Source organism: Streptomyces sp. NPDC031466, assembly GCF_055581265.1.
The window spans coordinates 422,180-447,715 of record NZ_JBVIJT010000001.1; the positions used below are offsets into that span (position 1 = coordinate 422,180).

General features: G+C 68.5%; 14 protein-coding genes and 1 pseudogene. 5 read left to right on the forward strand and 10 right to left on the reverse strand.

What is annotated here, in order from left to right; genetic code table 11:
* Window positions 1–126: 126 nt before the first annotated feature.
* From ACZ5GP_RS01510 to ACZ5GP_RS01540, 7 genes are all read right to left on the reverse strand, one after another.
* A complete protein-coding gene (locus ACZ5GP_RS01510; protein WP_468748823.1) occupies window positions 127–2,412 on the reverse strand; it encodes a TIGR03617 family F420-dependent LLM class oxidoreductase in 2,286 nt (761 codons plus the stop codon).
* Window positions 2,409–9,047: a beta-ketoacyl synthase N-terminal-like domain-containing protein gene (locus ACZ5GP_RS01515; RefSeq protein ID WP_468748824.1), complete on the reverse strand. Its 6,639-nt coding sequence runs from the start codon at window positions 9,045–9,047 to the stop codon at window positions 2,409–2,411. The genes ACZ5GP_RS01510 and ACZ5GP_RS01515 overlap by 4 nt, the downstream gene beginning before the upstream one ends.
* 99 nt (window positions 9,048–9,146) lie before the next feature.
* Entirely contained in the window at window positions 9,147–9,365 is a 219-nt protein-coding gene (locus tag ACZ5GP_RS01520) for a DUF5988 family protein (RefSeq protein WP_468748825.1), read from the reverse strand.
* A gap of 134 nt (window positions 9,366–9,499) precedes the next feature.
* Complete coding sequence (locus tag ACZ5GP_RS01525) at window positions 9,500–10,780, reverse strand: wax ester/triacylglycerol synthase domain-containing protein (RefSeq protein ID WP_468748826.1); 1,281 nt, start codon at window positions 10,778–10,780, stop codon at window positions 9,500–9,502.
* Between the two features lie 825 nt (window positions 10,781–11,605).
* Window positions 11,606–12,832 (reverse strand): beta-ketoacyl-[acyl-carrier-protein] synthase family protein, encoded by a 1,227-nt coding sequence (locus ACZ5GP_RS01530; RefSeq protein ID WP_468748827.1) that lies wholly within the window; start codon window positions 12,830–12,832, stop codon window positions 11,606–11,608.
* A gap of 67 nt (window positions 12,833–12,899) precedes the next feature.
* A complete protein-coding gene (locus ACZ5GP_RS01535; RefSeq protein ID WP_468748828.1) occupies window positions 12,900–13,136 on the reverse strand; it encodes an acyl carrier protein in 237 nt (78 codons plus the stop codon).
* Window positions 13,137–13,186: 50 nt separating this feature from the next.
* Window positions 13,187–14,323, reverse strand: a complete 1,137-nt coding sequence (locus tag ACZ5GP_RS01540) for a beta-ketoacyl-ACP synthase III (RefSeq protein WP_468748829.1) — start codon at window positions 14,321–14,323, stop codon at window positions 13,187–13,189.
* A 1,720-nt stretch (window positions 14,324–16,043) separates the two neighbouring features.
* On the opposite strand from ACZ5GP_RS01540, the pseudogene ACZ5GP_RS01545 reads away from it, so the two are divergent.
* Window positions 16,044–16,282, forward strand: a pseudogene (locus ACZ5GP_RS01545) (IS630 family transposase); the annotation flags it as partial.
* A 153-nt stretch (window positions 16,283–16,435) separates the two neighbouring features.
* On the opposite strand, the gene ACZ5GP_RS01550 reads toward ACZ5GP_RS01545, so the two are convergent.
* Both ACZ5GP_RS01550 and ACZ5GP_RS01555 read right to left on the reverse strand, forming a co-directional pair.
* The gene (locus ACZ5GP_RS01550) at window positions 16,436–17,611 is read right to left on the reverse strand and encodes a carboxylate-amine ligase (protein WP_468748830.1); all 1,176 of its coding nucleotides are present in this window, start codon (window positions 17,609–17,611) and stop codon (window positions 16,436–16,438) included.
* A gap of 111 nt (window positions 17,612–17,722) precedes the next feature.
* Window positions 17,723–18,961, reverse strand: a complete 1,239-nt coding sequence (locus ACZ5GP_RS01555) for a metal-dependent hydrolase family protein (protein ID WP_468748831.1) — start codon at window positions 18,959–18,961, stop codon at window positions 17,723–17,725.
* A 306-nt stretch (window positions 18,962–19,267) separates the two neighbouring features.
* On the opposite strand from ACZ5GP_RS01555, the gene ACZ5GP_RS01560 reads away from it, so the two are divergent.
* Together ACZ5GP_RS01560 and ACZ5GP_RS01565 are read left to right on the forward strand one after the other, a co-directional pair.
* The gene (locus tag ACZ5GP_RS01560; protein WP_468748832.1) at window positions 19,268–19,603 is read left to right on the forward strand and encodes a chorismate mutase family protein; all 336 of its coding nucleotides are present in this window, start codon (window positions 19,268–19,270) and stop codon (window positions 19,601–19,603) included.
* 259 nt (window positions 19,604–19,862) lie between these two features.
* Window positions 19,863–21,452 (forward strand): HAL/PAL/TAL family ammonia-lyase, encoded by a 1,590-nt coding sequence (locus ACZ5GP_RS01565; protein ID WP_468748833.1) that lies wholly within the window; start codon window positions 19,863–19,865, stop codon window positions 21,450–21,452.
* A gap of 831 nt (window positions 21,453–22,283) precedes the next feature.
* Here ACZ5GP_RS01565 and ACZ5GP_RS01570 read toward each other — a convergent pair.
* Complete coding sequence (locus ACZ5GP_RS01570; RefSeq protein WP_468748834.1) at window positions 22,284–22,541, reverse strand: hypothetical protein; 258 nt, start codon at window positions 22,539–22,541, stop codon at window positions 22,284–22,286.
* A gap of 674 nt (window positions 22,542–23,215) precedes the next feature.
* Here ACZ5GP_RS01570 and ACZ5GP_RS01575 point away from each other — a divergent pair.
* Together ACZ5GP_RS01575 and ACZ5GP_RS01580 are read left to right on the forward strand one after the other, a co-directional pair.
* Window positions 23,216–23,539, forward strand: coding sequence for a hypothetical protein (locus tag ACZ5GP_RS01575; protein ID WP_468748835.1), 324 nt, complete (start codon window positions 23,216–23,218; stop codon window positions 23,537–23,539).
* Window positions 23,540–23,976: 437 nt separating this feature from the next.
* Entirely contained in the window at window positions 23,977–25,434 is a 1,458-nt protein-coding gene (locus ACZ5GP_RS01580) for an ABC1 kinase family protein (RefSeq protein WP_468748836.1), read from the forward strand.
* The last annotated feature ends 102 nt before the right edge of the window (window positions 25,435–25,536 follow it).

A 25,536-nucleotide genomic window follows, 5' to 3' on the forward strand; every position in this document is an offset into this window, starting at 1 on the left:
TGCTCGTACGGAGTTCCACGCCGCACGCGTGGGCGAACCCGTGGATGCTGACGGCGGTCGCGCCGGTTCGCGGCTGTGCCGACACCGGCGACCGCGGGCCGTCCATGAGGTGCGGTGCAACAGTGGTCAGTGGCTGGAAAGTTGCGGATCGGCGGCTGACAGCCCCAGGGTCTGAGGGCACCACAAGTCCCCGTCCCCGCTGTGCGGCGCCGGAAGCAAGAGCCGGTCCGCGCTTCCGCCGTAGCGGGCGCGCAGCAGGGCGCCCAGTTGTGAGGGGTCCTCAGCGACGGTGGCGAACACTTGGAGCGTGTCGTCGTCGACAAGGTCGGCCATGCGACGGTAGCGGGAGGGGCCGGTGTCCGCGGCGATCCGCACGATGGCGTCCGAGACCGCCCCCAGTTGGTACAGGTCGAAGACGGGGCGGTAGGCGCGGGTGCCGCAGAAGAACGCGATGAGAGTCCGGGCTCGTTCTGCTGTCATCTGCCGTTCCGCCGCGTCACGTCCGGTCACGAGCAGCGGGGGGCACACCACCTCGATGTCGGTACGGTCACGTCCGGCCTTCTCCAGGCCACGTTCGAGGGCGGGCAGGAGGACGCGGGTGAAAAGCAGGGGGGGTGCGTAGGGCGGTGCGATGAGTCCGTCCGCGAATTGCCCCGCCAGCTCGGCCATGCGGGGCCCGGTCGCGGTCAGGAAGACGCGTGGCGGCCCGTGGGGACAGGGCGGTGGGGTGAAGAAGGGGCTGTCGAGGACGTGCTTGTAGTGCCGTCCCCGGAACTTCAGGGGCTCGCCTGTGTTCCAGCTGCTCCAGATGTGCCGAAGCGCCTGGATGAACTCACGCATGCGGGACAGACGCTGGTCGGCGGGCATGGAATAGCGGTAGAGCAGGTTCGCCTTGAGTTGCGGCGCGATGCCCAGGATCAGCCGGCCCTGGGAGAGGTGCTGGAGGTCGTGCGCCGCGTGGGCCAGGGTCATGGGGTTACGGGTGAGGGCGACCACGGCCGCGGTCCCCAGAGGGAGGGTCGTGTGGTCGGCCGTCCGGGCGAGGGCGAGCAGCGGGTTGTGCTGTTGTTCCTGGACCCAGAAGCCGCCGTACCCGGCCGTCTGGCACGCCGTGGCCGCGGCCACGGGATCGGGGGCGTGGCCGTTGTGCGCGAAATGGACCGGGGCAGCTAGGCCGTCGATCCGTACGGGTGGGGGCTCGGTGGAGGGTGGCGTCGCGATCCGGTTCACTGTCCGTGCCGGATGGGCGTGGTGTCCGCGTTCGACGGAAGAGGCGCCCCTCGGCGTCGGCAGCGAGAACGCCGCGATCAGCCGGTCAAAGTACTGGGGTGTCCAGGAGGCCGGTGTGACCCCGGCGTCGGTGAGTGCCTGCCAGGTGACGTCGCAGCGCACACGGGGGGCCGCGGCGCGCACCGTACAGGGCAGCATGGGTTGGCTGACGTCGCGCATGGCTGCCATGGGGCGGACGCATGGGTCGTGCACGTGGTCCTCGACCAGTTTCCACCATGCCTCCACTGACACGCTCTCCAGGCAGTGGCCCGCTCGGCGCAGTGCCTCGAAGAGGTCGTGCATGCGCAGGGGCTCGGGTTCGATGACGTGGAAGACACCTGCGCCAGGGTCCGGCCGGGGGATCAGCCGCGCGATGCAGCGGGCGACGGCGTCGACGCACTGGCCGGGTACCCACAGCTCCCCCGTCGGTGCGGCGCCGAGCGCCGCGGCGGCTGTGAGGAGAGGGGCCAGGGGGTCGGTCGATGTCGTCCGCCCGGTTTCGGAGTGCCCGGTGATGACACCGGGACGGTAGACGGTGACCGGTAGCCCGTCGGTGGTGGCCGCGGTGCGCAGTGCGGCCTCGGCCTCTCTCTTGGTGCGAGGATAGCCCTGAGGCCCGCTGGTGGCCGGAGAAAGAGGCGTCCGCTCGTCCACTGTGTCCCAGCCGGCGGTTCGTGCGTGGAGGAGGGTGGCGAGAGTGGAGACGTGGTGCAGGCGCGAGGGACGGCCGGTGAGTTCGGCGCGGCGCCGGGCCAGGGCGATGACGTGGTGGACCGCTCCCAGGTTGGCGGGTGCGAGGTCGTCGTAGTCGGCGGCCAGGTTGACGGTGGCCGCGGTGTGCAGGATGGTGTCGACCGTCTCGGCCAGGGCGTCGAACTCCGGTTCCGAGCAGCCGAACGCGGGGGTGCTCAGGTCTCCCGCAATGGCGTGCAGGCGGGGGTCTTCGAGGGCGTGGGGCATGCCCAGTTCGTTCAGGCGCTGTTGCAGGCGGCGCCGGGCACCGTCGGTGTCGTCCGCTCTGACCAGGCAGTACACGCTCGCGGTTGTGGTGTGCAGCAGCTCGCGGCACAGATAGCCGCCGAGGCTCCCGGTCGCGCCGGTCAGGAGAACTGCGTTGACGGCGGGGGCCGGTGCCGTGTTCATGAGGTATTGGCTCCCGTGCTGGAGGCCAGTTCGGCGGCGAGGCTGCGCAGGCTCTGGGCCTTGATCATGCGCGAGACCGTCACGTCGTGTCCGTGTTCACGGCGCAGGCGGGTGGTGACTTCGGCTGCCAGGAGCGAGTCGATGCCGAGCCGGTTGACGGGACGGGTGGTATCGACGTCGTCGACGGACGACTCCAGGACTCGCGCGACTTCGGCGGCCAGCCACGATTCCAGAGCGGTGGAGGACGCCGTCGCCGGCTGGGGTGTTTCGGCCGACGGAGCCCGAGCCGTCTCTGTCTGTGACTGCCGCTCCGCTGGGGCGGGAGCGGTCGGCCTGGGAGCAGGAACAGTTCGTCGTTGCGCCGCGGGCTCCGACTGCGGTGATTCTCCGGCGATTCTTGGTCCGGGCATGTTCCGGGCGGGGCGAGGAAGTTGCGGTGAGGGAGTGGAACGCTCGGACGCGGGTGTCACTGCGGGCACCTTGCCGCAGGTGGCGAGAAGTTCCCGCAGAATGGGGGCACCGGCGTCCTGCGGCGCGGCCTTCGCGTAGGCGGGCCAGTCCGCCGGCATGCAGCAGACGGGCCCTTCGGCCGCGAGGACGGCGGGGAACAGTTCGGCGGCGTCGGCGGGGCGCAGTGGGTGGATTCCGTCGGGGCAGACGCTGCGGTCACCGCGTTCGCTGAGCCGGTGAGCCATACCCGTCTGATCCCAGTAGCCCCACTGCACGACGGTGGCGGGCAGTCCGGCCGCGCGCCGGTGTGCCGCGAGCGCGTCCAGGAAGGCGTTGGCCGCGGCGTAGGCAGCCAGTTGACCGCCCAGGCGCAGCCCGCTCAGCAGGGAGACCGCGGAGGAGAACAGGAGCAGGAAGTCCAGATCGTTTCCGGGGAAGAGGCGGTGCAAGGTCCAGCCCCCGGCGACCTTGGGGTGCATCGTCTGTTCGATTTCAGCCTCGGTCATGTCGATGAGCGGGGTGGGTTCCAGTGCCAGGGCGCTGTGGACCACACCGGCCACCGCGGGAAGCTGTCGGCGCTCGCGTTCATCCAGCAGTTCGCGCATGGCGCTCTCGTCGGCCACGTCCACGGCCGCGTAGGTCACTTGGCACTCCGGGTGGGCAGAGAGCCGGGCCAGCCTCTGGGCGCGCTCGTCACCGTGGGGGTCGGCGGTGACGTGGCTACGGCCGGTGAGCAGCAAGTGCCGTGCGCCCTGGTCGAGGAGCCAGTCGGTGAAGAGGCCGCCGACGCCGCTGAGACCGCCGATGACGAGGTAGGTGGCTTCCGGGCGCACTCCAACCTGAGTCGGTCCGCTCCGGACGGGGCCCGGGCTGGGGGGAAAGGCCAGGGCGAGTTTGCCGGTGTGGCCTGCCCGTGCCATCAGGCTCATGGCGTCGGCCGCCTTCTCCGCGGCGAAGACCTGGGTACGGGGTGGTGCGAGTTCACCGCGTGCGAGCAGGCCGGTGACGGTACGGAGCGTGGCGCCCAGGGTTACCGGGTCGTGGCGGTGCAAGGCGGCCAGGTCCATGGGGTGGAAGGAGCGGCCGGGCTGGAGGAGGTGCAGGGGCAATGCCTCTCCCTCGTGCAGTTCGTTGCGTGCCGTTTCCACGTACCGGCCGAAGGGGGAGAGCAGGGCGAAGTTCGCCTCTCGTGCCTCGGACCCTTTCAGGGTGTTGAGGATGACGTCCACCGGTGCCTCACCGGGTTCGGCCAACTGCTGGGCGAAGTTGGCCGAGCGGGAGTCGGCGACCCGGGCCGCCCCCATCTGCAGAAGGAGGTTTCGTTTGGATTCGGTGCCGGCCGTGGCGTAGACGGTGGCTCCGCGCCGGCGGGCGATGTCCAGTGCGGCCATGCCCATACCGCCCGTCGCGGAGTGGATCAGGACGGTCTCGCCGGGCTGGAGCTGTGCCATTTCGATCAGTCCGCGGTAGGCGGAGACGTGGGCGACGGGCACGCAGGCGGCCTGGGCGGGGGTCAGCTCGTGCGGCCGGTGGGCGGCGCAGGCAGCGGGCGTGAGGGTGTAGGAGGCGGGTGGGGTGAACATGTAGGTCAGGACGTCGTCGCCGACCGAGAATTCCGTGACGTCCGCACCTACCCCGACCACTGTTCCCGTGCACTCGCATGCGGTGAGGCCGTCTTCTTCTCCGGCGAGCAGCCCTACTGCCCGGAGAACGTCTCGGTAGTTCAGGCCGGTGTGGGAGACCTGTACGGCGATTTCCCCCGGGCCTGGTTGCGGGCAGTTGGAGAGGGGGGCGAGATGGATGCCTCCGATGCCTCCGGTGGTCTGCAGGCGGACAGCGTCCGGTCGGGGCCCGTCTTGCCCGGCGGGTACAAGACGCGGCGCGTAGGCGCGTTCGCCACGCAATGCCAGCCTGTCCTCTTGTCCGGACGCCGACAGCAGGCGGACCAGGAGGTGTGCTTCGGCGGACGGTTCTGCTGTTTCGTCGAGGTCGAGCAGGACGGTGGCGCACTTCGGCATTTCCAGGCGGAGGGTCTGGGAGAAGGCCCAGAGGCCGGCCTGCCACGGGGCGGGTACCCGGTCACTGTCCACAACGGCGTGTGCCCCGCGGGTGAGGACGCAGAGGTTCGGTGTGGTGGTCAGTCCTGCCTTGTCCAAAGCGCGGGCCAGGGGCAGGAGTCCGGAGCACAGGTCGGCGGTGGTCCATTGGACTTCGCGGGTCGAGGCGTCGGCCCGGGTGGCGCCGCCCAGGGCGCCGAAGTGCAGGATGTGCGTCAGGGGTGCTTCCTTGGACGCCTCTACCAGGACGTCGACCAGGTTGTCCTGCGCGGTGAGGTCTGCGCGGAATTCGCCGGGGGCGACCTGGTGGAACCGGTTCCCGGGCCGTAGGAAGTGGACTGTGCAGCCGGTGGGGTGCAGTGCTCGACGCACTGCCGCTTCCAGGGGGCCGCCGGATCCCACCAGCAGCCAGTTGCCTTGGCGGGAGACGTCAGGCGGGTCGAGCGGGCGCCAGCGCAGCTGGAGCATGCCCGCCGCAGCCGAGGTCGTGGGCAGCCGGGGCGTGGAGGCGGTGTGCGCCTGATCGACCGGTGGTTCCGAGGTGGTCGCGGGATGCAGCCTGCGGCCCCGTACCCCGTGGGCCTGGGCCAGCACCTTGCCGTCTGCGTCCATCACCGTCAGGGCGGCGGACAGCTCGCCGTCCACCGGTGACGCCAGCTGCCGGGCGTGGACCCACAGTTCATCCACCTCCAGGTCAGCATGCAGGTGCAGGCTGTCCACGCCCAGCAGGACGAAGCCGCGTCCGGCCCCCGTGGTGTCCTGCGTCGTCGTGAGGGCGGCCTGAAGGCAGCCGTCGAGGACGCCGGGGTGGACACGGAATCCGCCCCGCACCGTGGGCCGCAGTCGCACCAGGCTTTCCTGCCGCCCGTGGAAGATCTCCGCCATGCAGTGGAACGGGCCCTGCCAGTCGTTTCCTCCCAGTGCCTGGGTGCGGTAGAAGCGTTCACCGGCCTGCCATGCGCTGCAGCGCTGTCGGAGCACGTCGAGGGACGCCTCTGGCAACGGCGCGGCCGGCTCGGCGTTCGTACGCCTCATTGTGGCGTGCACGCGCCACGGGCCGTCGGGCCCTGAGCGGGTCGCCACTTCGATACGGCTGCCGTCATCGCCCTGCGCCTCGACTCGGCATTGCAGGTCCCAGGGGCCGTTGTCGTCGAGCAGCAGCAGTTCCCGCAGAACCACGTCGCCCAGGCCGCTGCCGGGGTCCGTCTCGTGGACCGCTGCCAGGGCCAGTTCGATGTAGAAGGTGGCCGGCGCCACGGGGCGGTCGCCGACGCGGTGGCCCAGAAGAAAGCCGTGGCGCACGTGATCGAGACGCCCGCTCCAGCGCCGGCGCCCCTGCGGAGCGGATTCCCGTTCCTCCAGCACGGGATGGCGGCTGGTGACGGGGAGAGCCGTGGGGGGTGCCCCCGTAGGTGCCGGTGTCATGGAAGCCTCCATAGGGTCCTCGCCTATCGCGGGCCAGGGGAAGTCGGCAGACTGGTGCCAGTAGCGATCGCGCTGCCACGGGTAGTGGGGCAGGTCCACACGGAGCGTGGGTTTGCCCAGCACCCGACTCCAGTCGGGGTCGCAGCCCGCGGTATAGAGCATCCCCAACGAACGGTGCAGGGTGGCCAGTTCGTCGTGGTCGCGGCGCAGCGACGGCAGGCTCCGGGCGCCCTCGCTGGTCAGTGCCGCGGTCAGGACGGGATGCGGCGACACCTGGAGGAAGAGGGTGGGCCGGCCGTCGTCCAGCACCGAACGTACCGCTGGTTCCAGGCGGACCGGTTCGCGCAGATTCCGCCACCAGTACTCCGCGTCCAGCCGCTCACCGGGCAGGGGTGCCGCGGTGACGGTCGACAGCAGGGGCACCCCGGTCGGCTGCGGCCGCAGTGCGGCCAGTTGTTCCAGCAGTGGTTTTTCCACGGGGTCGACACTCGGGCTGTGGGCGGCGTACGCGACGGGGATCGGCAGACAGGAGATCCCGCGCTCTTCGCAGGATTCGACGATGCGGTCGATGTCCTGCGGTGTGCCCGCCAGAACACTGGACGTGCGGCTTTCCTGGACGGCCAGTTCCGCACGCACCCCGAGGCTGCGCAGGAGTTCGGGAACCCTGTGGTGCACAAGCTCGATCCAGCACAGCGCGCCCGGCAGAGCGAGGTCGTCGATGAGCCGCGCCCTGAGGCAGCTGACCCGGCCCGCTTCCTCCAAGGTGAGCGCGCCGGCGACCTGTGCGGCCGCGATCTCGCCCTGGCTGTGTCCCATGACCAGGTCCGGCTCGATCCCCCAGGAGCGCCACAGGGCAGCGAGGGAAACCCCCATCGCCCACAGGGCGGGCTGTATCCGCGAGGTGCGGCGCAGCCAGCCGTCGTCGCCGGTCGTCAGCGCCTCGTGCAGCGACCAGCCGCCATGGCGGCGGATCACCGCGTCGCACCGTTGCAGCGTCTCGGTGAACATGCCGTCCGTGGCGAGAAGGGTCTTTCCCATGCCCGCCCATTGCGCCCCCTGGCCGGGGAAGACAAACGCCAGCCGCGGCTTGGACCAGCAACCCTCCCCCGAGACGGACACTCCGGGGCTCTCCTCGCCATCGAGATGCCGGCGCAGCACCTCGCTCATGTCCTTGGAGGTGCAGCCCGTGGCCGCCAGCCGGTACTCGTAGTGATCGCGGCAGTCCGCCGCGGCTGCGCAGACCTCTGCCAGGGGCGGGGCGTCGGGGGCGGACAGCAGTTCCTCGTAGGAGCGTGTGAGGGAGGCCAGCGCGGAGGGGGAGCGGGCGGACAGCGCCAGTACCGCCGAAGCGCCATGGGCCCTGCGGCCAGGGGCTGCAGTGGGCGGGGGCGGGGGCGTCGACAGTACGAGGTGCGCACCGGTACCGGAGGCTCCGAAGGAGGTGACCCCGGCCAGCAGGCGGGCGTTACCCTCCTTCAGTTCCACCGGGTGGCGGGGCATCTCGAACGGCACGTTGCCCCAGTCGACGTCGGGGCGGGGCTGGGCGAAGTGCGGGTTGCCGGGGACGGTGCGCTGTTCCAGGCACAGCACAGTCTTGATCAGGCCGACCACTCCGGCGGCGCCCTCGGTGTGGCCCACGCTCGTCTTCGCCGTGCCGAGCAGGCACCGGGGCCGTCCGTTCTCCCGTGGCCCGAGTACGCGGGCCAAGGCGCTCAGCTCCACAGGATCGCCAGCGGCCGTACCGGGGCCGTGCGCCTCCACGTACCTCACGTCGCGCGGGTCGACACCCGCTGCCCGGTAGGCGGTTCGTAGGATGTCCTCCTGGCTGGCGGTGGTGGGGGCGATCATGCCCTGACCGGTGAAGCCGCTGTTGCCCACGGCTCCGCCCAGGATCACCGCGCGCACGCGGTCACCGTCGGCGAGTGCCTGATGAAGCGGTTTGAGCAATACCATGCCGGCCGCTTCCCCCTGCACATAGCCGTCGGCCGATGCGTCGCCGAACTTGCACCGCCCGTCCGCTCCCAGTGCTCCGGCCTGGGCCAGGGAAAGCGACGAGTAGGGTGCGAGCAGGACGTGACAGCCGCCGGCCAGCGCCAGATCGCACTCGCCCAGGCGCAGTGACTGGCATGCGGTGTGGATCGACACCAGGCTCGAGGAGCACGCGGTGTCGACGGTCAGGGCAGGGCCGCGCAGGTTCATGGCGTAGGCGACCCGGCCGTGCAGCGCGCTATGGGTACCGCCTTGCAGGGCATGTACGTCCAGGCCTTGGAGGTCGCCGATCTGACGCAGCCAGTAGTCGCTGCTGAAGGCACCGATGAAGACCCCGGTGCGGACCTCGGCGAGTCGGCGCACCGGGGTCGAGGCGTCCTCGGCAGCCTCATGGGAGAGTTCCAGCAGCAGCCTCTGCTGAGGGTCGATGCGCCGTGCTTCACGTGGGGAGATCTCGAAGAAGGAAGCGTCGAATCGGTCCAGGCCCTCGAGGAAGCCTCCGCGCGTGGTGGGCAGGCGTCCCGCGGTCTGCCGCCCTGCGGCATGCAGCTCGTGCAGCCAGGCCCGATCGCCGGGCGCTTGGGTGATTCCGTCGCGGCCCTGGCACAACAGTTCCCAGAACGCCGGCAGGTCCGGAGCCTGCGGGAATCGGCCGCTCATGCCGACGATGGCGACGGGCTGGTTCAGGGTCGGGTTCTCGGCGGCACTCTCCATGGTTCCGTTTCGCCTTTCGGGACTGAGGTTCCGCGCGCGGTGCGGGGATGAAACACCTGAGGGACGGCGGGCGGGCGGCGCGACGAGGAGATTCGGGTTCTATTCGGCGACGCAGGTGCGGTAGGACCACTGGTAGTGCCTGACACAGCCGTGGCCGTCGTCGGGTCCGTCGGTGCCGGTGTAGAGGAAGTGCTCGTAGCCGGCTCGGAAGGGCACGCGGATGTGGTCGTCCAGATCCTCTGGGGCAACGCTGCGTATGCGCTGCTCGGGCAGGATTTCGGCGGGTCCGCCAAGCAAGCGGACGCGAACGTTTTGCATGGGTTGCTGCCTCCATGTGCTGTTGTCTGCGGTTGCTGGTGGTTCACGGGGCACGAGCGAGCCGTCCGTTCCGGGCCCGGCATGGTCCGTTCCGGGCCCGGCATGGGCTTTCGGGGCAACGGCGGGCGCTTGGCTCAGCCTGTTGCTTGCGAGGGCGTGCACCGCTGGGGTTCAGGTACTGCGGGGAACCGGGCGGAGATCTCTGCGAATGCCCGCTGGATGTGATCAGTCAGTGCGCCGGTGTCGCTGATGAGATCGGGGTCGCAGTTCAGCGTGACATGGCATGTTTCGCGGTACGTGACCATGGAGACAAGAGCCCCCGTGCCGAGTAGCGGCCCGATCCCGTAGATCGCCTTGACAGGGCGGCCTGCGATCGTGAAGGGGCTCAGTCCTGCAGGCACGTTGGTGACCATGAAGTCATGTCGGTTCACGACGTGGCTGAGGGCTGCCAACAGCAGGCGGGTGGGCAGTGCCGGGGCGACTTTGGCGATGAGGTGTGCCGCGTCGGCCGGTCGCGCTCCTCCGGAGGCCTTGACCGCCTCTCTGATGGACTGGACGGCGGCCTTGACGTCGCACCCTTGTCCGGCAGGCAGAGCGAGGCTGGCGAAGGTGAAGTTGTTGCCGGCGTGGGGTGCCGGCAGGTGGGCGCGGCCTACAAGGTGGATGGCCGAGAGTCGCGCCGCCCGACTGTTCTGCGTTTCCGCCCGGTATTGGGAGATGCCGCGGGTGAGAGCGTACAGAAGCACATCGTTGACTGTTCCGCCGGTCTCCCGAGCGACGCGTTTCATCTCGGCCAGCGGGAGAGTGAAGAAGGTGTACTGCCGTGCCGCGCTTGCGGTGTAGGAAGTTCGGCCTTGTCGGGAGGGCAGGAGCGAGTCTGCTCCCAGCCGGTACCACAAGCGCATACGGGCGCGTCGGTCCGCGCGGGCGCCCCTCCGACGACCATCCGACTTCTGTTGCCGAGGGGCGCCGACTGGAGGCCGCCGATTCCTCAGGAGATACATGAGGCGCAGTCCGTCCGCGAGGCTATGAGCGATTTTCAGGAGATAGACGCTCCCCCCGTCCGAGGCGCCTTCGATGAGGTAGGCCTGCCACGGTGCGGCGTCCGGTGGTAGGGACGTGTTCGCCAAGCCATGAAGCAGGTGCTCGAACTCCTCCCCCTCCGTCCCGCCCGGAAGTGAGACGCGCAATGCGTGCCGACTCAGCGTGAAGTGAGGATCGCGTTGCCAGGCGGGCCTCCTGCCGGTGCCAGCCGGACGATGGGTGAAGCGCGGGCACAGGGTGATCAGGTCTTGATGCCATGCAACGAACTGTTCGTGCTCCACGGCGCCTTCGAGATGGACAAGGACAACGATCGTGGCCTGGTGGGGGGACTGACTCTGGATCCGCCACAGGACTTGGTCCAATGGGGACATGGGGCTTTCCCTTTGGACGCAGTCGGACCCTGTGGTGAGCATGCGGCCTCCTTGGCAAAGCGCGCGCCGTCTCCTGTCCCGCGCATCCGGCTCCGTTCCGGAAAGGAGAACAAGCCTGTACGGGGGCTTGGCCTAATGAACCAGGCCCGGGGGCTTCGGGGGAACCTTGATTGGCGGACAGTGCGTGAACGCGTCGAACGCGCCGACTCCTGCGCTGCCTCGGATGGTGAGGCACTCCAGCGCGCGGGAGCATTTGGCCGGGCCCACGCCACTCCTGCGTGCTGCGCGCGCCCCTCACTACACGAGTTGCTTTCCCGTGCAACGGCGGGTGTTCCGAACACGAGCGGCTCCACCAGCCCGGCTTCGGCCCCGAAAGCCCCCGAAAAGGGAAGGTTAGTGTGAAAGGCGCTCAGCAAGAGCGTGAAGCCCGAGAAGAACAACCACGAGACGCCCATGATCGACGGCAAACACGGCGGCAGGGCCCGCCCGGGAGACCCGCTGACCAGCACGCAAAGATCGCCGTGAACAACGTCTCCTCAGGAGTGTTCTGAGTTCCGCCGGCCCTGCGGCCGCACCTTCGGCGGTGGGATGAGGGGTTTCGCCATCTCTCACAGCCCGTCCGGAGCGATCCAACTCCACGTGCCCTGGCCCACGTTGGGCTGCACTACTCAGCTGCACCACATAGGACCCCGCCTTTCCAGTAAATTCCCACGTCTCCGCCGGGGCTCGACCATCTGAAGATCATGGACACCATCCCGGGAAGTGAGTCCGATACGTACGTCCTGCAGTCCCACGCGCTGGGAGTCGGCTTATGGCCCTTTCGTTTCATCCCGTGGGCCGCAGCGCGAGGACGCAGTTGTGGCCGCCGAAGCCGAAGGAGTTGCTCAGGGCGAGACGGATGTCCTGTACCCGTTCCGCGGTGCGCACGGTGTCCAGGAACAGAGCGGGGTCCTGCGTGTCCAGATTGGTGCACACCGGAATGACCTGGTGAGCGATGGACAGAGCCGTGAAGGCGGCTTCGACGGCTCCCGCTCCCCCTAACATGTGTCCCAGGACACCCTTGTTGGCTGTCACCGAAGGACGCTGCTCGAAGAGGTCATCCAGAACTTTTCCCTCGACGGCGTCATTGAGCTTCGTGCCGGTACCGTGCGCGTTTACGTGGTCGACCTCCCCCCGGTTGGCGCCGGCATCTGCCAGGGCGGCCCCGATGGCCTGCCGTGCCCCCGTTCCCTCGGGGTGGGGGGCGACGGGATGGTGGGCGTCGGAGGATGATCCGTAGCCGACGATATGCGCGTAACCGGGATGCCGTCGTCGGCGTGCGTAGTCGGCACGTTCGAGGACGAGGACGCCGGCGCCCTCCGCGATGACGAAGCCGCTGCGGTCCTTGTCGAACGGGCGTGACGCGCCCGCCGGGTCGGCCGTCCGCCGGGACAGAGCCCGCAGCCGGGTGAAGGCGCTGACCACCATAGGGGTCACTGCAGCCTCGGCTCCCCCCACGACGGCGATGTCGCAGGCCCGCGAACGCAGGAGTGACACCGCGATACCGATGGCGGTGGCGCCGGAGGCGCAGGCGGTGCTGGTGTGCAGGCTGGGGCCACGAGCGTTCAGGAGACGCGACAGTTGCCCCGCCAGCATGTTGGGCAGGAACTTCGGCAGGAAGGCGGCGGTTACGCCGCGGACTCCGGTCGTCACGAAACGCTCACACTGCTCTTCCCACGTTCTGGCTCCACCAGTGGCGGAGCCGAGCACTACGGCAACGCGCTCGGACGGCCAGGCCGTCGTGTCGTGCCCCGCGTCTTGGACCGCCTCACGAGCGGCGACCAGTGCGAACTGGGTGCAGCGGTCCAGGTTGCGCTCTTCGGCCGTGGCGGCAGCCAGTGCGGTGTCGAAGCGTGGGACGCGGCAGGCGATATCGACGGCCAGCCCGGCGAGCTCCGGGTCCGAGGCGGCCACCGATCTGCCTGCGCGCAGGTTGCGCCAGGAGGCGGCGGTTCCCACACCTGCTGGTGTCACCAGCCCGATGCCCGTCACAGCGATGGGGTCGAGGGTCATTGACTTCTGCTCCTCAAGGAGTGCCGACGCGGCACAGGGGCTGCGGTCCCGGACGCGTTCTTCTCGGTCAGGCAGCCTCCTGCTTGGCACTCAGCAGATCCGCCATGTCTTTCAACGTGGCTGCCTCGCCGATCTCGTCGTCGTCGATCGGGGCGGCACAATGTTCCTGCATGATGTCGAGAAGTTCGACGGTTGCCAGTGAGTCCATGTCAAGGTCCGTGAGTGTCTTGTCGGGCGTGATGTTCTCGACTGGAACGTCGAACTTCTCGCTGAGCGTCCTGACGAGGAAGTCATACGTGGTCATGGATACCTCTCTTCTTCTGTTAGAGGGCTGCTCTGGTTCAGACGGGTCTATCAGGGCCGGCTGCCGGCACGGGCGGGCAACCGGTGCACGGCGGGAGCTGATGGCCAGGTCAGTGTCGCCGAACCCCAGGTCAGCCCACCGCCAAAGGCGGACAGCAAGGTTCTTGACCCGGCCGCGACCTGTCTTCGTGACGCGATGTCGGCCAGGGCCAGCGGGATGGAGGCGGCGGCTGTGTTCCCGACGTGTGCAATGTTGCCGAAGCAATTGGACGAGACGATCCCGATACGCTCTGCCACGGCGTCCAAGATGCGCTGGTTGGCCTGATGCCCGACGAACGCCTCGACATCATCGGCGGCCCAGCATGACCGCGCCATCACGCGCTGCGAGGATTCGACGAGGTGACGGATAGCCAGGCTGTACACCTTCTTTCCCTGCATCTTGAAATACTGCTTCTGACCAGGATCCGTGGGATCCCACGGCCTGCGGGATCCACCGTCAGGAATACAGATGAGCTCCCCGCCCGAGCCGTCACTACCGAGGTCGGTGGCCAACAGCGCCCCGGCTTCACCAGGATCTCCGTCGCGGATCACGACCGCTCCAGCACCGTCGCCGAAGATGACAGCCGTATCCCGATCCCCCGGGTCGATGATCCGCGAATACGTTTCCGCCCCGACAAGCAGGATCCGTCGGCAAGAACCGGATCGGATGAGGGATGAGGCCAGGGCCAGTCCATAGACGAACCCCGAGCACACGGCCGACACATCGAGTGCGGGAATCTCTCCCAGTCCCAGCCGCCACGCCACCTCAGGCGCAGTGGCCGGGCAGCGGCGATCGGGAGTCGTGGTCGCCAGGAGTACAAGATCCGCCTGGAGGACACCGGAAGACTCCAACGCCGCCAGCCCGGCACCCACGGCGAGATCCGACGTGCTGATGTCGGCCTCTGCCCGTCGGCGGAACGAGATTCCCGTGCGACTGGATATCCAATCGGGCGAAGTGTCCAGACTGCGCGACAGGAACTCGTTGCTGATCTCTCGGGGCGGAAGGCAGCCGCCCCAACCGGTTATGACGGCAACAGATTTCATTTCATCCACCTTCGGATTCCTGATTCCGAGGCAGGCAGCCGATGGCAGCGCGACTGCACTCTTGATGTCCGGTGTGAACCTTGCCATGCGCAGTTCAGCCGGCACTGACACACCCCGCGGGAGGAAACCATCGCCGCGAGGGCTCCTGCGCCATTCGCCGGCCTCGCTCTGACTGCCGGACAGGACGGCGACAGCAAGGCCGCCCTGCACGCCACCCGAGAACCAGCGGGAACCCGCGGGCGGACCGCGTTGTTGCCCGCGCGGGATGCCGACAGGCGGACGCGTCCTACGAGGTAGATGGCTGAGAGTCGCGCCGCCGGGCTGTTCTGCCTCTCTGCCCGGTGCTGGGTGGTGCCCCGGGCAGGGGTACAGGGGAGCACACCATTGCCTGTTGCACCGGCCTTCCGGGCGACCCGTTTCATGCCGGCGAGCGGAGGAGAGAAGAACGCGTAGTGCCGTGCCGTACTCGCGGTGCGCGAAGTCCGGCTCAGCTGTGACGGCAGGAACGCGGCTGCACCCACCCGGCACCACAGGCGCATACGGACAAAGCGGTCCGCAAGGATGTTCCGCCGGTGGCGAGCCGCCTCCCGCTGCCGCGAGTCACCGACGGAGGGCCGCCGCCCCGTCAGCAGACGCACCGCACACAGTCCGTCCGCGAGGGTGCGGGCGATCCTCAGGAGAAGACGCACTGCTGCAATTCCTCCTCCCATGCCTCGAACAGGACTGATATAGGGGGCAGCTCTGGCAGCTCTAATCAATCAGGTACAGAGCGCCAGGAGTACCTTCACGGCCGGGCAGTGCGTGAACGCGTTGAACGCGCAGCACACGGCTCCCGCACAGCGAGTGATCACACGTCGGCGGAATCCGGAGACCCGGCGTGCAGTGCGGACCGTTCACGGATCCGTGGTCGTTTCCATTCCGGGCATGGATCCGCTCAATCAAGCCGGGGCCGCCTGATGGCCACGGCGCACGGTTGTCCGGTGCGTACTGGCTCGAGTCCCCAGTACGCGGGTAGAACGACGACTGCGTGTGGTGTCGTCAGTTGCTGGGACTTGATGTCCGCGCTCAGCCTGCCAGCCCGAGTGAAGCACCGAAGAGACAGAGAAGCGCTCCTCTGCGCGCGCTGCACCTCGTACGACCTGTGATGGTCGCGCTCGCCGTCGTCACCATTGCCGCGGAGACTCTGCCAGTCGCGCTTGCCTGAAATCACGGGCGAAGTCCCTGAGTTGTCAAGGGGCCTGTCCACCTGAACTGCGTGCGGGCGAGCCGCCTGCTCAGCAAGGTAATCGCGTTTCGGAGCGTTGGATGAGACGTTCGTAGTCCCGCGGCGTGCCGGCAGGCATGCATCATCCAGGCATGCTCGTTCCGCGACCCAGCGGCGGGGCACCAAGATGAATCCGGAGGCGTCCTTGGGACGGCTGCATGCAGCACAGGTCCTGTCCCGAGGCGGCGATTGGTCGAAGGCGATGAACACCACCGCGGCTCCGCCGCGTTCGCGGGCCTGCGCGAGCGCAGCAGCTCGGTGAAGGCCGGACAGCCGTCCCTGTAGGCGCAGACCCCCGCGTCCAGGGCGCTGCCCACAGGCAGGGTGCCAGGTACCGGGCGAGATGGGGAAGCCCTGCTCGAGGTGGCGGCCACTGCGGGACTGCAGCACCACCCGGCCGGCCTCGGCACTCCAGGGCACGAAGGCCAGGGGCCATGCGACACCCCTAGTGGGGAAGTGTCGACCGGCTCGCGACGCCCGACAGGGTCCCGGTCACAGGATGCGCCAGCGTGTTGGCGACACCCTCTTGCGGCGGTTGACGCCGCACGAGGCGTAGGTCGCCGGGTGGGTCAAGGAGGTGTGGCTCTGCGCGGAAGGATCGCGGCGGCCCGGGGAGCCTGGCTCGTCTTCGAGACGAAGCCGGATTCTTCATGATGCCGAAAGACCTGGGCACAGCGCGGCCGGACCCCGGTGGTGAGGGTCCGCGGCCGTTCCCGCAGACGGGTGTCCATCGCCGCAACGACCACTGGGAACTCGGCCATTGGTCCCGACTCATCTACCGGCCACACCGGGGACAACGGCCGGCGACTACCGTGACCTGCTGATCGCCGCGCAGGGCAGGACACCTCAACGTACCGAGGAGGGCGGTCGAGACGATCACCGGTGAGGATGGCCAGGAGGTGGCGGTGAAGCCCGGGCATGGGTTGCCGACAACCGCCAACACGTCAACGCACTCACCCCCGGCCGACGGGCGGATCTTGGTGCGCTTGAGATGAGGTGGGCTGGTACCTCGGTTGGGTGAGCAGGTCGAGCAGGCCGGCCGGTCCGTCGGCGTGGTGGGTGAGGCGTTGTCGGATGGCGCCGGTTCCGCCGTTCTGGCTCTGGTGGGCGAGGTCGCGCAGGTGGTCGAGGTCCCCTGTTTCGATGGCGGCGTCCTTGATGTGGGTGAAGAGCTGGTGCAGGCGCCGGGGTGCATGAGTCCGCTCGCCGGTGATGGGGTCGAGTGCGGGGCCGTCCAGTCCGTGGCGGGCCGCGGTCCACAGGGCTGCGGCGGCGGAGGTCTCGGACAGGTCGGGTGCGGGGCGGCCCTCGGCGATGTGGTGCAGGGCGGTGCGCACCAGCGCGCGGGTGAGGCCTGCTTGGAGGACGGCTTCGTCGGCGGTGCGGCAGACGTCGGCCACTCGGACTTCGACGGTGGGCAGGTGGTTGGACAGGCGTGCCAGCCAGTGGGCGTCGCTGGAGAGAGCGAGCAGGCCACCGCGGTGCAGTTCGGCCAGAGTGCGGTCGTAGTGGTCGGCGTCCTTGAACCGTGGGGGTACCCGGACGGCGGGCCAGCGGGACAGGCTGATGGTGCGCCAGCTGGCGTAGCCGGTGTCTTGGCCGTGGAGGAAGGGGGAGTTCGCGGACAGGGCCAGGAGGGTGGGCAGCCAGGGGCGGAGGTGGTTGAGGACGGCGGCGCCGGTGTCGCGGTCGGCGACGCCGATGTGTACGTGGCAGGAGCAGATCTCTTGGTCGGTGACGAGGGCGCCGTAGAGGGCGTGCATCGTGTCGTAATGCTGGGTGTCGGTGACCGGCGAGCGAGGGGCTGTCGGTGGCAGGGGTGGGCTTGCGGTGGCCAGCAGGCGGGCGCCGGTGTGGGCGGCACTTGTGGCGAGGCGGATGCGGGCGGTGGCGAGGTGGTGGTGCAGCTCGGTCAGTGTGGTGCAGACGCCGGTCGCGGATTCGACCATGGTTTGCAGGAGTTCGGTCCGGGGCCCGGCGCCGGGAGTGCTGGGGCCGTAGTTGTGGCCCACCCGTGCGACGACTTGGGGGCCGTGGGGCGCGGCGGCGCCGGTTTCGGGGTGGGCGAGGAGGAATTCCTCCTCCACCCCCATCGTCGTGCCGTCAGCTGGGGTGTCGGTGGAGGGCACTGCGTCTCCTCGTTTCGAGGCTGCGGAAACGGCTGGGGGGCGTGTCGGCCACACGTCGCCGTCGGCCGGGGGCGTGTGGCCCGGGCCGGGGCAGGCGGAAGGCCGGGGCGGTCAAGGGGATGTGGGGCGGCGGTGGACGGCACCGCGGTGAAGGACGAAGGCGATGCGCCCGGTGGCGTGGATGTCGGTGAAGGGGTCACCGTCGAGGGCGATGAGGTCGGCTGCCGTACCGGGGGCGATACGGCCGATGTCGTCGCGGCCGAGCAGGGCTGCTGCTTCCCCCGTCGCTGCACGGAGGGCGCGTAGCGGGGTGATCCCGGCGTCGACCATGGCGGGGAACTCTCGCCAGGTGTCCTCGTAGGGCACGACGCCGGCGTCGGTGCCGAACGCGATGCGTACCTGGCTGGCGCCGGGGTGACCGGCCCGCTCCCGCAGATCGGCGGTGTGCTTGCGGATCTTGTCGCGCAGTTCGGGTTCCTTGTCCTGCCAGTAGTCGTCGTTGTCGAGTTGCTCGGTGAGCAGGGCGGCGACGTAGCGGGTGGGGACCAGCCAGACCCCTCGCTCCGCGAGGAGGTCGAACGTCTCAGGGGTGGCCAGGTTGGCGTGCTCGACGGAACGCACTCCGGCTCGCACCGCGCGGCGGATGCCCCGGTCGGTCATGGCGTGCACGGCGCAAGGGCGCTGCATGTCTTCGGCACAGGCCACGAGAGCGTCCATCTCGGTCTGGGTGTAGGTGATCTGGGTGGGGTCGTCGCGGTCGGAGCTGAAGCCGCCGGTGGCGGAGAACTTCACCCAGTCCGCGCCGAGCCGTACCTCGACCCGTACCGCGCGGGTGATCTCCAGGGGGCCGTCGGCCAGGGTGCCGACCTCCACGCCGAAGCCGGCGGCCAGTTCACCGGACTTGTCCCCGTGGCCGCCGCGGCTGGACAGCATGTGCGGTGCGACGATCATGCGCGGTCCCGCCACGATGCCGTCCTGGACGGCTTGGCGCAGGTCGACGGTGACCGAATGGTCGGTGCAGCCGAGGTCTCGCACGGTGGTGAAACCGTGGTCCAGCAGGGTCCGGAGGGCGGGCAGCGCGCCGAGGGCCTGGCGACTGGGAGTGGTATGACTCAGGGCCGGATCCACGACGTGGACGTGGCAGTCGATGAACCCGGGCAGCAGCATGCGCGCCCCCAACTCGACCACCTCGCCCGCCGGTGCGTCCGCCAGGCGGCCGTCGCCCCTCGGCCCGACGTACGTGATGCTCCCGTCGCGCACGTGCACTTCGACAGGGCCTCCCGGCGTGGCGGAGACGCCGTCCCAGTGACGGCTCGCGCGCACCACGAGCGTTTCGACCTGCCCGTTCATCAGGGATGGTCCTCCCTTCGCACTGCCCGACCTCGTGGAATCTCAGATCTGCCGCGAGGGAATCGCCGACAGACAAAGTTATGGCAGGTTTTGCCATAACTGCACCTTTTCGAACCTGTGAGCGGCTTCGACTCGGTCCTCACACCGAAAAGAACAGAAAGATGGATAACCCCGTGGATATACGGTGTGCATCCGATCGATTACGCCAAGTGGCGGAAGGTGAGGGGAGGTGCGACGGTAGAGCCTTGCCTCGGCCTCCATCAAGTCGGCCGCCGGGAGTTCCACGCCTGACCGGGAGGACCCGCAATGCCTTCACCCACGGACACGACGGTCGTCGACGTCTCCCGAGGCAGGGAGCGGATCGACGCGCTGGACGCCCGGCTGATCGACCTGGTGCGGGAGCGAGCCCTGGTCTCGGCCGCGATCCGGTCCCACCGGGTTTCCGGCGGCGGTGTCCGCCTGGAGCTGGGCCGGGAGGCGCAGGTCATCGCCCCGTACGACCAAGCACTGGGTGAGGTGGGCAGGGAGCCGGCCTGCCGGGTCCCGCGCGCGAGCCGCGGTGGCGGCGGCCGGCTCGTCTCCACGGGGACCCGGCCGCACGGCCACCTGGGCCCGCCGAAACGTTCGCCGAGGCCGCGCTGAACGAGCGCCTCACCCGCACCTTCGACGTCCGCTTCCTGGGCTCCCGCCGCGCATCCGCACCCCCGCGATCCGCCCCCGCCACCGACTGACTCCCTACGGGCCTCACGAGCACGACGCTCCTGCCCCCCCTGGCGACCCACCGCGACCAGCCACCACGGCCCCTACTCGACGCACGGCCCCGGCCGTACGTGACGCGCACACCCTCTCACCGTCCTGCGGGCCTCGCGCCCGCTCCACCCTCTACCGGCGGGACACCACCATGAACGACACCAACGCCACGCAGAATCCGCCCCTCCTGGTGGACGGTCACAGCCTCACCCTCGACGACGTCGCCTCTGTGGCAACACGGGGAGCAGCCTCCAGGAAGCGGCTGTCGGTGCCGGATGCCGCCGTGGAGCGCATGGGCGCCTCCTTGAAGCTGAAGCACGAACTCATCGATGAGGGCGCGGCCATCTATGGGGTCACCTCCGGGTTCGGGGACAGCAGCGGGGAGCGCATCGACCCGGCGCAGTCCGAAGATCTCCAGCGTCACCTCGTACGTTTCCTGGGCGCCGGCGTCGGGCCCACCGCTCCCGAGGACGTCACCCGCGCCACCATGCTGATCCGGGCCAACTGCCTGGCCCGCGGTCACTCCGCCGTACGCCCCGAACTCGTCCAGCTCCTCGTCGACTGCCTGAGCGCCGACATCCTGCCGCTCATCCCGGAGCGCGGGTCCGTCGGCGCCAGCGGCGACCTGGTCCCCCTCTCCTACCTCGCCCGCCTCCTGACCGGAGACGGCGAGGTGAGCCACGCGGACCGTCGCACCACGGCCGAGGAGGCCCTGCGGCAGGCAGGCCTCAGTCCGCTCGTCCTGGAGGCCAAGGAAGGGCTGGCGCTGCTCAACGGCACCTCCTTCATGTCCGGCTTCGCCGTCCTCGCTGTTCACCGCGCTGAGCAGATCGCCTTCGCCGCCGACCTGTGCACCGCCCTGACCAGCCAGCTACACCACGGGGAACCGGCCCACTTCGAGGACTTCCTCTTCGCGCAGAAGCCGCATGCCGGCACGCGCGCCGCCGCTGAGCGCATCCGCGGCCTCCTCGACGGTTCCCGTGCCCACGAGGCCGCCGAGGACGACGATGACGTCTCCCTGCAGGACCCGTACTCCATCCGCTGCGCCCCGCACGTCACCGGTGTCCTGGCCGACAGCCTCACCTGGGTCCGGGAGTGGCTGACCACGGAGATCAACTCCTCCAACGACAACCCCCTCTTCAACACCGAGCGCCGGGCGGCGGAGAACGGCGGCAACTTCTACGGCGGGCACGTCGGCCTCGCGATGGACGCGCTGAAGACGGCCGTCGCCAGTGTCGGCGACCTCCTGGACCGACAGCTGGAACTGGTCGTCGACGAGAAGTTCAACGGACTGACCCCCAACCTCGCCCCCCGCCCCGGCGGCGACGACGATCCCGAAGCCGGCCTGAACCACGGCTTCAAGGGCATGCAGATCACCGCCTCCGCCCTGGTCGCCGAAGCCCTGCAGAACACCATGCCCGCCACCTCGTTCTCCCGCTCCACCGAGGCCCACAACCAGGACAAGGTCAGCATGGGCACCATCGCCGCCCGCGACGCCCACACCGTCACCGGCCTCGTCCTGCACGTGACCGCGATCCACCTGCTCGCCCTGTGCCAGGCCGCCGACCTGCGCGGCCCCCACCTCCTCAGCCCCGCCACCCGGGCCGCCCACGACCTGATCCGCAGCCACTCGCCCTACCTCGACACCGACCGACCCCTCGCCCAGGACATCGAGACCGTCACTCAACTCATCGCCGACGGAACGCTGCACACCACCCTCACGCAACAGCATCAGGTCTGATCCCGACGCGTTCCCTGACACTGAACCTGGCGGGCACGGCGTAGCTCGGGCCCTGGGCAGGTCTTCCACCGGGCCTGGAGGCCCCGATCCGGCGCGGGAGGACGATGAAGCCCTTCGTACCGGGGTGCGGCGAACGACTTCGAGGTCGATGCCGAAGCGGGCGGCATGGCCGACGAGGTACTCGCAGTAGCCGCGGCCGGCCGTCCCTTTGCGGATGCTGACGTCGTCGGTTGCGAGCCGGTTGAGGAGGCGTCCGCCGACAACGGAGTCCTGGACGCCGGCGGCCGTGACCAGCACCGCCAGCATCAGGCCGGTGGTGTCGACGAGGATGCTCCGCTTGTGGCCGATGACCTTCTTCCCTGCCTCAGCGCCCTGTTCACGAGCCGGGGGATGGTGGTCGAGGACTTCCCGCTTTGTGCGTCGCTCACGAAGCCGGGCCGCTCTGTGGTGCGTCCCTCTTCCTCGCGGACCCGACGCCGCAGCAGTGCGTTGAGATGCTCGAAGATGCCGGTGCGAGCCACGCAGGGGATCGCGTCGAGCAGGTCACGCAGGTTGTGCAGGGGCCGGGGTGCCGATGTTGCGGCCGTGGCGGCCTTGTCGGTCCGCCACCATCCCCCGCGGCACCGGCAACACCGAGACGAGCCGTCGAAACGTGGCATGAGCGATTTCCAGGAGATAGAAGCACTCCCGGTCTGTGGTGCCCTCGATGGGATAGGCCTGCCACGGTGCGGCGTCCGCGGATAGAGATGAGGTCGTCGGACCGTGGAGCAGTAGTTGGGAATCCTCCCCCCTGCGCCCCGCCCGGGACCGAGAGACGCATGGCGTGCCGACTCAGTGTGAAGTGAGGATCCAGTTGCCAGGCGGGCTGCCCGCGCGTGCCGGTAGCGCGATAGGTGAGGCGCGGGGGCACAGGTCGAGCAGATCTTGATGCCACGCAACGAACTGATCCTGCTCCACGGCGCCTTCGAGCTGAACGCGGGCAGCAATAGCAGCCTGGTGGCAGGATTGTTTTTGGATGCGCCACAGGACCTGGTCCAGTGCTGACATGGGGTTGTCCCGTCGGGCGAAGTCGGTCCCTTTGCTGGGCATGCCGCCTCCTTGGCAAGTGCGATCCGTCGCTTGTTCCGCACAGGCACTTCGTCCTGGGACACGAAAGCCCATGTAGGGGCCTGCTCAAATCAACCAGGTGCCGGGCGTTCCGGGTACCTTCACGTCCCGGGCAGCGCGTGAACGCGTTGAACGTTCAGCCCACGGATTACCGCACCGCCGGTGAGCCGGGTCGACAGAACACGGAGACCATGAACGCGTTGCGGAACATGCATTTCGTAGTGACTTATGAACCCCTTCCCTCCGACTCCGGAGCACTGCCCGTACCAGCAGCATGCGAACGAAGGCAAGACCCAGACGCAAGCTCGAAGCGTGTCGTTCTAGCGGCCCGGATATAGGGGGGTCATAACGGCGTACGCGGGCGCCTCTGAACGCCGCCTCACTTACTTGCGTGCTTCGTGCGCCCCCTCGCCTGGGGTTGATTTCCGGTGCAGCGGCGAGTGCTCTGGAACGCAGACGGCCGCAGGCTCAACCGGGGGCTCCCTCTCAAGGGGCAGCAGTCCATTCGTTGCAGAACCATCGATCGCTCACCAACGACATTCACCAGGCTGCCCGGCGCCCCCGCGGCGTTGCACGGCCTCCAGTTGCCTTGCGGCCGTCTCGTTCTGTCACATGGCACACGCCGGTGACCGGTCCTACCCGAAGGAAGGCATGTCATGGCCCAGCGCACCCATCCCCGCACCGGGGTCACCAAGTTCGCAGGAAATATCATCGACGAGGCCAAAGATTTGGCCGACGACGTCCTGGATCGGGCAAGGGACCTCGAGTATGACCTGCGCAAGGCACTGAGCAAGAGCGTGAAGCCAGAGAAGGACCACCGCGCAACGCCCATAACCGACAACGGTGAACTGCGTCGACTGCAGCGTGAGTTGAGCGAACTGCAGACGAAGCTCTCCCTTCTCACCTCCACCGTGGAGCAGCAGGACCAGACGGATTCCAGCAGTTCGGCACGTTCCAAGCAGTCCTCCACCGGTCGCTGAGGGCTCGGGGGACCTTGGATGACACGATTGCCGGCCGCAGCAGGCACGCCGGAGTGAATGCTGTACCTCCAGTGCGATGGCGTTCTCTACGATGCTGCTGAAAGGCGCCGTGTGCGGCTGGACGCGGGCGCCTTCACCCGTGGACAGGTTCTCTTCCTGATCCGGTCGCCAAACGCTTCAATCGGCCCTCTCCGAGCCGGGCCCCACTGGTAGCTCCAACCGGGGATGACCCATCCCGCTGCCCCGGTCGGCAGGCAGGGCCCCGAACGTCCTGCCTGCCCAAAAGAGCACCTTCACTTCTCCGCTTTCCTGCCTTACCCCCTCATTCTGCTGGGCTGCCGCATGCGTCTCGCAGCCTGCCTCTGCCTTCGTAGGAGCAGTCCATGAGCCATGGTCAACAACGCGCTCGGCAGGTCGCAGGGACCCTCACTCGCCTCGTGGGGCGTGAGATCAGCCGCACAATCCGGGCCACTCGCCTCGAAGCCGAGGGTGTGGCGGCCGGCCGGTCCTCGGCCGTGCGTCAGACGATGGAGAACCTGGGCCCCTTCTACATCAAAGTAGGGCAGATACTCTCCACCAGGTCGGATTTTATGCCGCCCGCGATGCTCGAGGAATTCCAGAAACTCCACGACAGGGTTACGGTCAGCCCGTTCATAAACTTCGAGGGGGTTCTGGCCGCGGAGCTTGGACCGCACTGGCCGTCGACGTTCCGCGACATCGACACCAGCGCTCCTCTGGGAGCCGCGTCACTGGCACAGGTTTACCATGCCGTTCTGGCCGATGGCACGCCCGTGGCAGTTAAAATCCAGCGGCCAGGTGTCCGGAGCGTCGTCCAGGCGGACATGGCTCTGTTAGGGAGAATCGCCCGGTTCGCCGGTCGCCTCGCCCCGCGCTTCAGGGCGGTGATCGATGTCGACGCCATGCTCAAAGTGATCTTCGACGCGATGCGACCCGAACTCGACTTCGTCCTCGAAGCCCGGAACATGGAGATGGCCCGCAAGGTCGCCGAGGATTTCAAGCATGTCGCTGTCCCCGAGGTTCTGTCTGCGACTCCTCGCGTCCTCATCCAAACCCTTGCACCGGGCTGTTCCATACGTGAGGCGAATCCAGCCGACTTCAGCACGCAAGAGCGCATCGACATCGGCACTGACCTTCTCGCCTTCATGTACCGGGGCTACTTCATCGAACGCTTCTTCCACGCCGACCCCCACCCAGGCAATGTCTTCGTCCACCCGGGAAGTCCCGCCCACCTCATCGACTGGGGCATGGTCGGCCGCATCGACCGCCCCTTGAGCCAAAACATCGTGCGCGTTCTGCTCTGCCTTGCACAAAACGATGGAGCCGGTGTGACCCGGGCCTGGGTCGAGATGGGCCACCCCACCCCCTGGTCACGCATACCGGACTTCGGCGACGACATGGCGGCATTGGTCCCACAAGTCGCAACTCGCTCCCTGGAGGAACTCAACTTCGGCCTCACCCTCGGGACCGTGTTGGAGTGCTCCACCCGGCGCGGCATCAAGACGAGCCCCATGGTATCCATCCTGGGAAAATCCTTCGCCAACATCGAAGGCTCCATCCGCCACTTGTGCCCCGAGCTCTCCGTCATCGATGTCTTCGAGGAACAACTCCGTGCCATCGTCTTCAACATCGCTGCGGAATTCCTTTCCGAAACACAGGCAGCACGCACCCTGCTGGAAGCGATCACCGGCAGCGCCCAAGTTCCCGCACAGGCACGCAGCATCGTACGCGACCTCGCCGACCGGGACCTCAGCCTCAACATCAATCAAGGCGTGGTCAAAGAGGACAGCCTGAACGCGCTGCTCGGCACCATGAAGCGCGATGTTGTGCTGACGGCCGGCGCGCTGGTGTTATGGCGCCGCCTGCGGGGACGTTGACGCGCCACACGGTCATACCTCCAGGCGTCGCCGCAGGCAGGGGTGCGCCCTGACCGGCCCAGGTAACGCAGGCCAAAGGCCGTACTGGAACGGGCTGCGTAC

Coding starts and splice junctions, on each gene's coding strand:
- ACZ5GP_RS01575 (WP_468748835.1), top strand. CDS start 23,216: ATGGCCCAGCGCACCCATCCCCGCACCGGGGTCACCAAGTTCGCAGGA.
- ACZ5GP_RS01525 (WP_468748826.1), bottom strand. CDS start 10,780: ATGTCCCCATTGGACCAAGTCCTGTGGCGGATCCAGAGTCAGTCCCCC.
- ACZ5GP_RS01520 (WP_468748825.1), bottom strand. CDS start 9,365: ATGCAAAACGTTCGCGTCCGCTTGCTTGGCGGACCCGCCGAAATCCTG.
- ACZ5GP_RS01530 (WP_468748827.1), bottom strand. CDS start 12,832: ATGACCCTCGACCCCATCGCTGTGACGGGCATCGGGCTGGTGACACCA.
- ACZ5GP_RS01565 (WP_468748833.1), top strand. CDS start 19,863: ATGAACGACACCAACGCCACGCAGAATCCGCCCCTCCTGGTGGACGGT.
- ACZ5GP_RS01515 (WP_468748824.1), bottom strand. CDS start 9,047: ATGGAGAGTGCCGCCGAGAACCCGACCCTGAACCAGCCCGTCGCCATC.
- ACZ5GP_RS01555 (WP_468748831.1), bottom strand. CDS start 18,961: ATGAACGGGCAGGTCGAAACGCTCGTGGTGCGCGCGAGCCGTCACTGG.
- ACZ5GP_RS01510 (WP_468748823.1), bottom strand. CDS start 2,412: ATGAACACGGCACCGGCCCCCGCCGTCAACGCAGTTCTCCTGACCGGC.
- ACZ5GP_RS01560 (WP_468748832.1), top strand. CDS start 19,268: ATGCCTTCACCCACGGACACGACGGTCGTCGACGTCTCCCGAGGCAGG.
- ACZ5GP_RS01535 (WP_468748828.1), bottom strand. CDS start 13,136: ATGACCACGTATGACTTCCTCGTCAGGACGCTCAGCGAGAAGTTCGAC.
- ACZ5GP_RS01570 (WP_468748834.1), bottom strand. CDS start 22,541: ATGCCCAGCAAAGGGACCGACTTCGCCCGACGGGACAACCCCATGTCA.